Origin of the sequence: Veronia nyctiphanis (assembly GCF_004116385.1) — a bacterium.
In the GTDB taxonomy this organism is placed as follows: Bacteria; Pseudomonadota; Gammaproteobacteria; order Enterobacterales; family Vibrionaceae; genus Veronia; species Veronia nyctiphanis.
The window spans coordinates 98,156-110,492 of record NZ_PEIB01000013.1 but is presented as its reverse complement, the minus strand read 5'-3'; the positions used below and the strand labels follow the sequence as shown (position 1 = coordinate 110,492).

11 protein-coding genes and 2 pseudogenes are annotated in these 12,337 nt (G+C 49.9%); 6 read left to right on the top strand and 7 right to left on the bottom strand.

Annotation, left to right across the window (positions count from 1 at the left end; translation table 11 throughout):
- Window positions 1-33 precede the first annotated feature (33 nt).
- On the top strand, window positions 34-423 hold the full coding sequence (locus CS022_RS12220) for a VOC family protein (RefSeq protein ID WP_129122501.1): 390 nt from the start codon (window positions 34-36) through the stop codon (window positions 421-423).
- A gap of 78 nt (window positions 424-501) precedes the next feature.
- Here CS022_RS12220 and CS022_RS12215 read toward each other — a convergent pair whose 3' ends face one another.
- The 4 genes from CS022_RS12215 to CS022_RS24875 all read right to left on the bottom strand — a co-directional run bounded on the left by CS022_RS12215 (window position 502) and on the right by CS022_RS24875 (window position 2,898).
- A complete protein-coding gene (locus tag CS022_RS12215) occupies window positions 502-1,422 on the bottom strand; it encodes a hypothetical protein (RefSeq protein ID WP_129122500.1) in 921 nt (306 codons plus the stop codon).
- Window positions 1,422-2,291 carry an ABC transporter ATP-binding protein gene (locus CS022_RS12210; RefSeq protein WP_129122499.1) on the bottom strand — a complete coding sequence of 290 codons (870 nt, stop codon included), beginning with the start codon at window positions 2,289-2,291 and terminating at the stop codon, window positions 1,422-1,424. The genes CS022_RS12215 and CS022_RS12210 overlap by 1 nt, the downstream gene beginning before the upstream one ends.
- Window positions 2,291-2,659 (bottom strand): GntR family transcriptional regulator, encoded by a 369-nt coding sequence (locus tag CS022_RS12205; protein WP_129122498.1) that lies wholly within the window; start codon window positions 2,657-2,659, stop codon window positions 2,291-2,293. Before CS022_RS12205 ends, CS022_RS12210 begins: the two co-directional genes overlap by 1 nt.
- 86 nt (window positions 2,660-2,745) lie before the next feature.
- Window positions 2,746-2,898 carry a hypothetical protein gene (locus tag CS022_RS24875; protein WP_161569620.1) on the bottom strand — a complete coding sequence of 51 codons (153 nt, stop codon included), beginning with the start codon at window positions 2,896-2,898 and terminating at the stop codon, window positions 2,746-2,748.
- Between the two features lie 372 nt (window positions 2,899-3,270).
- Between CS022_RS24875 and gmk the strand changes: the two genes are divergently transcribed.
- From gmk to recG, 5 genes and pseudogenes are all read left to right on the top strand, one after another.
- Window positions 3,271-3,894 (top strand): guanylate kinase, encoded by a 624-nt coding sequence (gene gmk, locus CS022_RS12200; protein WP_129122497.1) that lies wholly within the window; start codon window positions 3,271-3,273, stop codon window positions 3,892-3,894.
- 57 nt (window positions 3,895-3,951) lie between these two features.
- Window positions 3,952-4,227 carry a DNA-directed RNA polymerase subunit omega gene (gene rpoZ / locus CS022_RS12195; protein WP_129122496.1) on the top strand — a complete coding sequence of 92 codons (276 nt, stop codon included), beginning with the start codon at window positions 3,952-3,954 and terminating at the stop codon, window positions 4,225-4,227.
- Window positions 4,228-4,282: 55 nt separating this feature from the next.
- Window positions 4,283-6,385, top strand: a pseudogene (gene spoT, locus CS022_RS12190) (bifunctional GTP diphosphokinase/guanosine-3',5'-bis pyrophosphate 3'-pyrophosphohydrolase); the annotation flags it as partial.
- Between the two features lie 132 nt (window positions 6,386-6,517).
- A pseudogene (trmH, locus tag CS022_RS12185) lies at window positions 6,518-7,209 on the top strand (tRNA (guanosine(18)-2'-O)-methyltransferase TrmH).
- Between the two features lie 45 nt (window positions 7,210-7,254).
- The gene (gene recG, locus CS022_RS12180) at window positions 7,255-9,336 is read left to right on the top strand and encodes an ATP-dependent DNA helicase RecG (protein ID WP_129122495.1); all 2,082 of its coding nucleotides are present in this window, start codon (window positions 7,255-7,257) and stop codon (window positions 9,334-9,336) included.
- Window positions 9,337-9,389: 53 nt separating this feature from the next.
- On the opposite strand, the gene CS022_RS12175 is transcribed toward recG, so the two are convergent.
- The 3 genes from CS022_RS12175 to ompR form a co-directional block, all read right to left on the bottom strand.
- Entirely contained in the window at window positions 9,390-9,770 is a 381-nt protein-coding gene (locus CS022_RS12175; RefSeq protein WP_129122494.1) for a GntR family transcriptional regulator, read from the bottom strand.
- A gap of 120 nt (window positions 9,771-9,890) precedes the next feature.
- The gene (envZ, locus tag CS022_RS12170) at window positions 9,891-11,222 is read right to left on the bottom strand and encodes a two-component system sensor histidine kinase EnvZ (RefSeq protein ID WP_129122493.1); all 1,332 of its coding nucleotides are present in this window, start codon (window positions 11,220-11,222) and stop codon (window positions 9,891-9,893) included.
- Window positions 11,222-11,941 (bottom strand): osmolarity response regulator transcription factor OmpR, encoded by a 720-nt coding sequence (ompR, locus tag CS022_RS12165; protein WP_145964511.1) that lies wholly within the window; start codon window positions 11,939-11,941, stop codon window positions 11,222-11,224. Before ompR ends, envZ begins: the two co-directional genes overlap by 1 nt.
- Between the last annotated feature and the right edge of the window lie 396 nt (window positions 11,942-12,337).

Here is a 12,337-nt window from a genome sequence, read left to right as displayed (position 1 = left end):
TTTATTTAAATATTGTTCTCAAAAGAGGAAGGTATGGAAAACCCAGTTACTTTACACGGACTCCGGCACCTTGCACTTAAAGTGCAGAACCTGGAGGAATGCGAAGCTTTCTACACCAAAATATTGGGTATGAAGGTATTGAGACGCGCAAGCGACAATCTGGTGTACCTGACACTTGGCAATGACAATCTCTCGCTGGGGAGAGCCCAGAATGAAACCAACAATACGGGTTCAGCGCTCGATCATTTTGGTTTTATTGTCCAGTCTGTCGACGACCTACAAACACTCTACGACTACTTTGTTGCTGAGGACGTACCACTGTTAGATAAACCCCACAAACACACCGATGGCGCTTGGTCATTTCACTGTAAAGACCCTGCTGGCAATGTCATACAACCGATTTATCACCCCGACGTACACTAAGCTGACGTCACTGCCAGCAATAAAAAAGGAGGCCAAAATGGCCTCCCATAGGTTTGTTCTGTTTTGATGTTGTGCGTTTTACGCTCTCGCTTTGCGCTGGAAAAGCTCAACGTCGACAGTACGGCTCAGCCACAAGCTGCTTGCAAGGCCACCTGCTGCCAACACAACGTACAAAACCATATTGTAAGCGGTGAAACCCAGCGGTACAGTTTGGTCACCATAGACATTCCAGAAGATCTGAGTCGACAACATGAACATAGACTCAAGGATCAGACCTCCCACCTCGATGTCGAGAAACAGCATACTCAGTAAGTCAATCACTATGAAGCCAATAACCAACACCAGAACCGGATGACGGAATAGTTGCGACATTGTCATCAGGACGACAGCCGCAGGGAGCAGCAATACACCAGACAGCGCCAGAGAAAACGCATACACAGGGAAGTTAAGCATCATTCCCACAAACGTCAGCTCCTGAGGCCAAAATTCGTCAGGTGTGCCAAGCACCATCGCGAACAACCATAGCCCCAGCGAGATAGCCAACATGATAAGAGAACACATTAACGGTATCCCAATCAATCCAAATACCAGTTTAACTGCATGATCTTTGGTTGAGCTGACTGGCATTCCGGCCCAGAACATCGCACTGCCGTCACTTCGGGCTTTCCTGAACGAGAGGCTGAAGTACTGGATAATCAAAACAACAGCAATGATGGCAGGAACAAATACCGCAAAGCCGAGGCCACAGGTTAAGGCGCCCCCCTTCACATCACCAATGGTACACACTCCTTCGGTCTGAATAAACTCAGACAAAGTCAGGCTTCGTTTTGCCGCCGTTTCTTCGTCTAACATCTCTGGAAACAGTCTGGCGTTGTTGTCAGCATTCCAAACAAGCGCAGCGGTTGAAATAAGTACTAAAGCGAGGAAAAACACCACGACGTTGCTGATAAATTTCTTTTCCAGCCATTCTCTTCTAAACATTTGAATCAGGGCTTGCATCAGGCTTCCTCCCCTTGCAGCGCGAGAAACAGGTTGGCCAACTGAACAGGTTTGTGTGTACCCAGCTCTCTGACCGCATCAATGTGTTTGGCATCCAGCATCCATTCGCAGGTGCCCAGCCCTTTACGGCTGAAGATAGGAGCAAGCGGCGCAACTTTGTCGCCTGCAGTCTGGCTGGCTTCTAACATGAAGTACTTCGACGACATATCTTCCATCGAGCCGTGATACACCGTCTTACCTTTCTTGAGGATCAATACATCTGTCAGCAGATGTTCAATTTCCGCCACTTCATGGCTGGCGATGATCATTGAACGCTGACCATCCTCAAACCACTCAATCAAGTGGCGGTAGAAAACGTCGCGATACATTAAATCGAGACCAAGCGTGGGTTCATCGAGAATCAACACCTTGGTATCGGTAGCCACCACAATAGCCAGATGCACCTGTACCTTCATGCCTTTTGATAAGGTTTTGATCTTTTTATCTTCAGTCACATCCGTGCTGTTAAGAATTGCGCGGGCTTTCTCGAGGTTAAAGCTTGGGTGAACGCCATCGACATATTTCAGCAGATCGCCAACCTTCATCCATCCCGGTAGAACGTTCACATCAGAGATATATGACAAGGACTTCATGACCTCTGTGCGATCAGCAATAGGGTCTGAGCCATTAATCTTGATGGTGCCATCGGCTTTGTGACTGCCAAGAAGGGCTTTAATCAAGGTCGATTTGCCCGCACCATTGTGCCCCAAGAGCCCCATTATTTGCCCCGGATGTAGGGTGAAGCTGACATCAGACAATGCTTCCCCATTCGTTTTTCGCCAACTGCCGTATTGTTTGGAAACCTTCTTCACTTCAACAAGGGGTGCCATTATTTTTCTCCCATGCAAGCTTTAAGCTTTGCGACAAATTCATCCAACGAGATCCCTGTCTGAGTCAGCACAGCCGCTATCGCTGGAATTTGTTGTTCAATGAATTGTTGCTGTTGTTCTTCACGCAATGCACTCATCGCACCCTCTGCGACAAACATACCCTGACCACGCTTTTTCTCAATCAATCCTTCGTCAACCATGAGCTGATATCCTTTCATCACCGTTAGATGGTTAATTTTCATGTCTGCAGCCACTACCCTCACCGACGGAAGTGCCTCCCCTTCCTGCCACATACCTTGCAAAATCTGTTGCCTGATAGTGTCTGCCAGTTGGCGGTAAATTGGCTGGTTTTCATTCCATTCCGACATACGCGTGCCCTTTCTTTATTTTTGAGTCTTGATGTAACACTCAATGATTTCCTCTGTATTGCGAAACGGTATCGTCAGCATGATGTCTACTCTGACTTCACATAATTGATGTTTATATTAATTATTTTAAGAATGCTGATTTTGAACGAGAAGCGAAAAGCCGATAGCGCTTTTCCCGCACTTTGTCGAAATCCACCCTCGCTGCTTACCACATTCTCTACCTCAATAGGTGAAGCCATGATTTTCTCCATACCGATTCATGCACGTTCCATTGCCACGTGTTGCCTGGCCGTAACTTTCTCTACAGATATGCATTGTTCGCTTCAGTGCTATATCTGTGTATAACACTATATCGATATATCAGAGTTGGCGAATGAATAATCAATGGGTTGCGATTTACGGCTCAATTCTATGAAACTGATAAATAACGCTTTTTCTTTAGGACTATTTGTAAGGTACTTTGAAAGATGAAAGAAACATGACCAGATGGCATTAATTGGCCGACATCCCAGCATGGACAGCAAATTCCGTTATCCTGTATAAAGGAGAATTCAAATTTTTTGGTGTTCGTGCTACTCTGCGCGCCCTTTAACCTCACAGTGATCTGAACCATGAGCCAAGGTACGCTTTATATCGTTTCTGCACCGAGCGGTGCGGGTAAGTCGAGTCTTATTTCTGCTCTGCTTAAAGATAACCCTCGCTACGACATGAAAGTGTCCGTTTCTCACACCACCCGCGCGATGCGTCCCGGTGAAGAAAATGGCGTGCACTATCACTTTGTCGCGGTTGATGAGTTCAAAGCACTGATTGAGCAAGAAGCATTTCTCGAGCACGCTGAAGTATTCGGCAATTTTTATGGCACATCACGCCTGTGGATCGAGGAAATGTTGGCAAACGGCGTAGACATCTTTTTGGATATTGACTGGCAAGGTGCTCAACAGATCCGCAAGATGATGCCGCAAGCAAAAAGTATCTTTATTCTGCCACCGAGCCGTGAGGAGCTGGAACGTCGCCTGAACGCTCGGGGGCAAGATTCAGAAGAGGTGATCGCCAAACGTATGGAAGAAGCCTGTTCTGAAATCTCTCATTACAATGAGTATAATTATTTGATTGTTAACGACGATTTTGACGTCGCGTTGATGGATCTTAAAGCTATAATTCGCGCAGAGCGGATGAAAGAAGGAAAGCAGGCTGCCAAATATCACGATATGCTTGAGAGATTACTGGCACAATAACCCTCGCTTTTGTATAATTTTCGGTCATTTTGATTTAATTACTTACTGGAGTTCTTCATGGCACGCGTAACCGTTCAAGACGCCGTTGAAAAAATTGGCAACCGTTTCGATCTCGTACTGGTCGCCGCACGACGCGCACGTCAAATGCAAACAGGTGGTAAAGACGCACTGGTTCAGGAAGAAAACGATAAGACAACCGTTATCGCTCTTCGTGAAATCGAAGAAAGCCTGATCACTAAAGAAGTGCTTGATGCACGTGAGCGTCAGGAGCAGCAGGAGCAAGAAGCAGCTGAGATGGCTGCAGTCAGCACCATTTCTGGACAACTTCGCTAAGTAACAGAGCAACTGTCTTCAGTTGCTCTGACTGTAACTAAAGGAAACAGGCCGTTTGTATCTTTTTGATAGCCTGCAAGAAGTCGCAGTACAATACCTGCCGGAAGACCAACTTGAAGTGCTCCGGCAGGCATATTTAGTTGCCCGCGACGCCCATGAAGGGCAATCCCGCTCCAGTGGCGAACCCTACATTATCCATCCCATTGCTGTCGCCCGTATCCTAGGAGATGCGACTCGATCACGAAACCCTGATGGCAGCCCTGCTGCACGATGTGATTGAAGATACTGAAGTCACCAAAGAAGATTTGGAACAACGCTTCGGTACCACAGTGGCTGATTTGGTTGATGGGGTCTCCAAGCTCGACAAACTCAAGTTTCGCGACCGTGAAGAAGCGCAGGCAGAAAACTTCCGTAAAATGATCATGCCATGGCCAAGGACATTCGGGTTATTCTGATCAAACTGGCTGACCGCACACACAATATGCGAACGCTGGGCTCGTTGCGCCCGGAAAAGAAACGCCGTATTGCCCGCGAAACACTGGAAATCTTCTCGCCACTTGCCCACCGCCTCGGTATTCACAACATCAAAAGTGAACTGGAGGATCTGGGCTTTGAAGCGCTACATCCTATGCGCTATCGGGTACTTCACGCTGTGGTGGCAAAAGCCCTCGGTAATCGCAAAGCGATGATCGACAAAATACACAGTGACATTGAAAACCGCCTGCAAGAATCTGGCATCAATGCACGGGTGTTTGGTCGCGAGAAGCATGTTTACTCCATCTACAAGAAGATGAAGAGTAAAGAGCACCGTTTCCACACCATTATGGATCTCTCGGCGTTCAGGATTGTCGTCGACGACCTCGATACCTGTTATCGGGTACTGGGGCAGATTCATAACCTTTACAAGCCCCGCCCGGGCCGGGTGAAAGACTATATTGCAGTTCCGAAAGCCAACGGCTATCAGTCACTGCATACTTCACTGATTGGCCCGCACGGTGTGTCTGTCGAAATTCAGATCCGTACTGAAGATATGGATCAGATGGCAGACAAAGGCGTTGCCGCCCACTGGGCATATAAAGACAAATCAGACGGTATTGTCGGCACCACAGCGCAGGTTCGTGCGCAGCGTTGGATGCAAAACTTGCTGGAGCTTCAGCAAAGCGCAGGCAGTTCCTTCGAGTTCATCGAAAACGTTAAATCCGACTTCTTCCCGGATGAGCTCTTTGTCTTTTCACCCAAAGGGCGAATTGTCGAACTGCCCGTCGGTGCCACCGCGGTTGATTTCGCCTACGCCGTGCATACTGATGTGGGTAATGCCTGCGTCGGTGCAAGAGTTGACCGTCAGTCCTATCCGCTGAGTCAGCCGCTGACCAATGGCCAGACCGTTGAGATCATTACCTCACCGGGAGCCCGACCGAACGCAGCATGGCTCAACTATGTGGTGACAGCACGTGCACGCTCTAAAATCCGCCAGGTGCTGAAAACCATGCGCCGTGAAGAATCAATTCTTCTTGGCCGTCGCCTGCTGAATCACGCACTCGGCGAAAGCGTCGGCATTGCTGATGTTGATGAAGGCAATATGCAGCATGTGCTGCAAGATCTGAAACTGGAAACAGTCGAAGACATGCTCGCAGGCATTGGTCTTGGTGAGCTGATGAGTGTGGTCGTCGCGAAACGCTTACTCGGCGATGCTGACAGCCTGTACGAGCACACCAATGACATGCCAATACGTGGTGCTGATGGCATCTTGCTGACCTATGCCAACTGCTGTCTGCCTATACCCGGCGACCCAGTGGTAGCTCATTTGAGCCCGGGCAAAGGCCTAGTACTGCACCGCGAAGAGTGTTCAAACATTCGAGGCTATCGTCAGGAGCCTGATAAGTACATGCCGGTTCAGTGGGGTGAAGACTTCAATCAGGAGTTCACAACAGCCCTTAGAATAGACATGCACAACCATCAGGGCGCATTGGCAGACTTGACCAACATCATTGCCTCAACGGGCTCAAACATTCAAAAACTGAGCACGGAAGAGAAGGACGGTCGCCTGTACAGTATCCATGTCAGGCTGACGACCAAAGACCGGATACATCTGGCCAATATTATGCGCCGGATCCGGGTGATGAAAAACGTGGTCAAAGTCAGCAGGATCAGGCGTAACCGCCAAGCTGATATTCAGCAAACCGCCCGCTTTTCTGCGGGCGTTTTTTTTAGCTCAAAGAATACAAACTGCTTCGTTCACACGTAAAACAGAACATGTGACAAGCAGGAAAAAAGAGTAAGAGAAACAACAATGACACCAGAACGTTTTGAACGGATACAGGAAGTGCTCGCCACCCGCCAGCCCGACCTTACCGTGTGCATGGAAGAAGTCCATAAACCCAATAACATCTCCGCGATTATCCGAACGGCCGACGCCGTCGGCGTACACCAGATCCACGCGGTGTGGCCAAAAGACAGTAAAATGCGAGTGCTGGGCGGTACATCAGCAGGCGCACGTAACTGGATAGACGTTGTTACTCACGACAATACTGTTGACGCCTTTGCCGCGATGAAAGCCAAAGGCATGCAAATACTGGTGACCAACCTGTCTGAACGTGCTGTCGATTTTCGAGAAATTGATTACACCGAGCCAACCGCTGTGGTACTAGGTCAGGAAAAGCATGGCATTAGCAACAAGCGCTTGAAATGGCAGATAAAGACATCATTATCCCTATGGTGGGTATGGTACAGTCACTCAATGTCTCCGTTGCCAGCGCGCTCATCTTGTATGAAGCGCAGCGCCAGCGGCAAAACGCGGGCATGTATGACAGGACCCAAACGCTGATACCCGTCGACGAAGTCAGCCGAATCCTCTTCGAGCGCGGCCATCCGGTATTGGCGAAAGTGGCAAGACGTAAAGGCCTGCCCTATCCCACCATCGACGATCAGGGTCAGGTTGTTGCCGATGAGCAATGGTGGGCCACCATGCAGGCAGCCAAATAAAGATATACTCGAAAATAAAAGAACACACGGAGAAAAAAGAACCGCATGCGATCCTCAATGCTAGACGCAGTCCCCGTCAGCTCTCTTAAGGGTGTTGGCGCTAAAATGGCCGAGAAGTGCGAAAAGCTTGGTCTGTTCACTGTGCAGGATCTGCTGTTTCATCTCCCGTATCGTTACGAAGACCGAACCCGTGTATGGCCGATTGCCAGCCTGATGCCCGGACAACACGCCACCGTTGAGGGCGAGATAGTCAATAACGATACCGTGTTCGGCCGCCGTAAGATGTTGACGGTCAAAATCACCGACGGCAACGGCTCCATGACCCTGCGCTTTTTCAATTTCAACGCAGCAATGAAAAACAGCCTTGGACAGGGAAAACGCGTCAAGGCGTTTGGTGAAATCAAGCGCGGCAAAGCCGGGCTTGAAATCATTCACCCGGAATACTCTGTGTTTTCAGAGCAGACCGACATCAAGGTTGAGGAAACCCTGACGCCCGTTTATCACGCAACGGAAGGGTTAAAACAAATCACGCTACGCAACCTGACCGACCAAGCCCTCGCACTGCTTGATGGTGCTGCCGTAAAAGAATTGCTGCCTGAAGGCTTGCTCGACACCCCGTTAACACTGAGTGACGCGATCAAAACCCTGCATAGGCCAACACCCGATATTTCGGTGGAATCACTGGAAAACGGACAACACCCTGCGCAAAGCAGACTGATCATGGAAGAGCTGCTGGCCCACAACCTTTCGATGCTCGCGGTGCGCGCCAAGCTGCAACAAGACCCGACATATACGCTCCCGCCATCATCGATGCTTAAAGAGAAATTACTCGAGGCACTGCCCTTTACCCCTACGGGTGCCCAGCAACGTGTCGTCGCCGATATAGAGCGGGACATGGCAGACAGCAAACCCATGATGCGTCTGGTTCAGGGTGACGTTGGCTCAGGCAAAACACTGGTTGCAGCACTGGCAGCCCTTCAGGCTATCGAACAAGGTCATCAGGTCGCCATGATGGCACCAACCGAACTCTTGGCAGAGCAACATGCGCTGAACTTTGCCGGATGGCTTGAACCACTGGGTATCAGCGTCGGCTGGCTGGCTGGCAAGTTAACGGGTAAGGCGCGTGAAAAAGAGCTGACCGCTATCGCCAGTGGCGAAGCAAAAATGATTGTTGGCACCCATGCGCTATTCCAAAAGCAGGTCGAATTCCACCAGCTTGCATTGGTGATCATTGATGAGCAGCACCGTTTTGGTGTCCACCAGCGCCTTGAACTGCGTGAGAAAGGTCTGAAAGCGGGTATTCATCCTCACCAACTGATCATGACAGCGACACCGATTCCCCGGACGTTGGCGATGACAGCCTATGCCGATCTCGATACATCTATCATTGATGAGCTTCCTCCCGGGCGAACACCAATACAAACCGTTGCAGTACCTGATACCCGACGGATTGATATCGTCAATCGCGTTCGCGCAGCTTGCCTTGAGGAAGGACGACAAGCTTACTGGGTTTGCACCCTGATTGATGAGTCCGAAGTATTGGAAGCGCAGGCTGCCGCAGACACCGCTGATGATTTGTCACGCGCCCTGCCCGACTTGAATATTGGCTTGGTGCATGGACGAATGAAAGCCGCCGAGAAGCAAGCCGTGATGCAAGCTTTCAAAGACGGCGACCTTCATCTTTTGGTGGCCACCACAGTGATTGAAGTCGGCGTGGATGTCCCCAATGCAAGCCTTATGATCATTGAAAACCCAGAGCGGCTTGGTCTTGCGCAGCTTCACCAGCTTCGCGGGCGTGTTGGCCGTGGCTCGGTCGCCAGTCATTGTGTGTTGCTCTATCACGCTCCTCTCTCCAAAACCGCCACCAAGCGTCTCGGTGTATTAAGGGAAAGCAGCGATGGCTTCGTGATTGCACAGCGCGATCTCGAAATTCGTGGACCCGGTGAATTACTGGGCACCAAACAGACGGGCATGGTGGATTTCAAAATAGCCGACTTGGTTCGCGACCAACGCCTGATCCCCGACGTTCAGCACCTTGCACACACCTTGCACCATCAATATCCGGAAAATGCACAAGCGATCATTGAGCGCTGGTTGGGTAACCGAGAAAAATACACCAACGCGTGATTTGCCAGTTGCCATTGAATACTGAATGATAAATCGACGGACTGAGGTGAAGGTTAGTCTTCTTCACCCCAGTTTTGCATGATGAGCATCATCAGTTCAGAGCGACTGTAACCAATCTCGCGGGCGTCAGTGATAAGCGCCCGCAAGGGCGATTCAATCAGGCTGAACCTGTCCATCATTTTCTCTTTGAGGTTAGCTGACGCTGCCACCACCATGCCGACACCACGCTGACGTTCAAGCCAGCCCTCCTGTTCAAGCATCTGATAACAGCGCGAAATGGTCATTGGGTTAATGTCCAGTTCGACAGCCAATTTACGGACAGAAATCAGTCGCTGTCCGGGTCGCAGGTGACCACCCACGATCAGACGCCGCAGTTGGTCAGTAAGCTGACGGAACTTAGGTGTCGGATCATCTGGGTCGAGCACAATTTTCATTGCGTGCGGCACTCTGCTGTATGGAGTTGTTATTACAGTAATAGCAGATGATTCACAATTGAGACGATTGTATCGCCATTATTTGACCCTGATCCTTGTCGCAGGGTGAGGAGAGTTACCTTACCTCACGTCTCTGACAGGAAGTTTAATTTCGGCCCGAAGGCCCCCTTCAGCGCTGCTTGGCAGCAACTGCAGTTCGCCACCATGCTGAGTGACAATACGTTTGACGATAGCCAGGCCGAGCCCTGTGCCTTCACTGCCACGGGCAGTATCACCGCGCGTAAACGGCTCAAGTAGCGACGGTACCTGCGATGGTTCAATACCCGGCCCATTATCATCCACCGCGATAATAAACGCCCGGTTATCCGCCGACAGACATGTTGTCAGGCGAATCAAACCACCGCCATAACGAATCGAGTTGGTGACCAAATTGCTGATCGCTCGCTTTATCGCGACCTCGTTAGCGACGATATCAACATTAATCTCACCAAGACGGGTTTCAATCTCGATGCCAGCGCAGCGATTTGCTGATGCAACGTCATACACCAGTTTATTTAGCTCAAACGGTGCCATATCTTGTTGGCGTACCGAGCGCAGATAATCCATAAACTGATTGATGATCTCGTTACACTCTTCGGTATCTTTGTTGATGCTGTCAGCAAGGTAACTGTCCTCCGGTGACATCATCTCAGTCGCAAGCCGAATACGTGTCAGCGGCGTACGAATATCATGACTGACCCCGGCCATCAGCAAGGCGCGGTCTTCTTCAAGCTTGCGTATGCCATCACTCATTCGGTTAAACGAACGCGTCACCGCGCGAATATCAGACGAGCCTGTTTCGCGAATTGGCCCCGGATAGCGGCCTTTACCCACTTCAAGCGCTGCTTTTTCAAGTATCGCCAGAGGGCGGTTATTGATCTTGATGAATAGCCATCCGCCCCCCATCACCGCAAAGGCAATCAACATGCTGAAATAAAACAGCGGCAGAAAATCCTCGACCTGCAATTCGGTCAAAGGAATGCGCATCAGATACCCTTTAAAGGCATCGCTGCGCAGCCACATCACATAGCTTTCAGAGCCCAGACGAATTCTCACTTCCGTCCACGCGCCTAATTGCGCGCTCATATTCTCACTGAGCAAATCAATAGATGTCGCAGAATCGTAGTCGCGACGGACTCGCGGATCGGTGTCGTCGTAGAGCGTCACACCAAGTTTTTCGAGAAGGCGCACCTTGAACTCTTCATCAAGGTGGTAAGGGTGGCCGTTCAACTCTTCGTCATCATCATCGAGAATAAAACGGATTTCGTAAGCCAGGATCTTATTGAACTGCTGGATGCTTGGCATCAAAGCGTAATGCATCACAGTGACATAAGAGAAGACCTGGCTGGCAATCAAAAGGCCAGCCAGAACGAAAAAGGTACGGGTAACGTGACTGCGCGGCTTAAAGCGCATTACTCTTCCCCGTCAGGAATAAAGACGTAACCAAGCCCCCACACCGTCTGGATATATCTTGGCTTACCCGGATCCACTTCAACCATGCGGCGCAGTCGTGATACCTGAACATCAATCGCACGCTCCATCGCTGAGTATTCACGGCCTCGTGCCATGTTCATCAACTTATCGCGAGACAGGGGTTCACGGGCGTGGGTGACAAGTGCTTTCAGCACAGCAAACTCACCTGACGTCAGAGTCAGTAGCTCGTCGCCTTTGAACATTTCACGGGTACCAAGGTTGAGCCTGAACTCACCGAAGGTCACTATCTTGTCTTCCGCACTCGGTGCGCCCGGCAGTTCTTTGGTCTGACGGCGAAGCACAGCACGCAGGCGAGCCAGCAACTCGCGCGGGTTAAAGGGTTTAGGCAAGTAATCATCCGCGCCCATTTCAAGCCCAATAATGCGGTCAACCTCATCGCCTTTCGCTGTCAGCATCAAAATAGGCATGGTGTTGTTCGCCTGACGCAGACGGCGGCAGACAGACAGGCCATCCTCTCCCGGCAACATCAGGTCGAGAACCATAAGATGGAAGCTCTCGCGAGCCAGCACCCGATCCATTTGATCAGCATTGGCCACACTACGCACCTGAAAGCCCTGCTCAGACAGATACCTGTCCAGTAATGCTCTCAGTCGCATGTCATCATCAACAACCAGAATCTTATACGTCTCTTGCATCATTCACCTACTTCACTGACAAATGAAAATCCTAAATTAACGCCAGCAGTGTACACCGATTGAACGATACACAATAGAAACACTCGACGCACAGCACAGAATTTATGTTTCGAATTATTGCTGAATACATTATGAAATAAATGAAAATTCGCCCCGTCTATGGCTTTTTGATTGGTACCAACAGACGGTACGACCAACGAAAAGACTGAAAAAACATCACAAAACAAATATCAATCGCCTGCAACCACGCTAAAAGGTGAAACCTGACAATAAACATGCGAAATATCCTGCAATTAGACGGCAAAGAATTTGACCAAATATCTAGTCAGGCGAGATATTGACCAAATTAAAGCTGACTCTAATTGGCACTGTCTTGCTCTCACTCTTTGCCAGATGCCT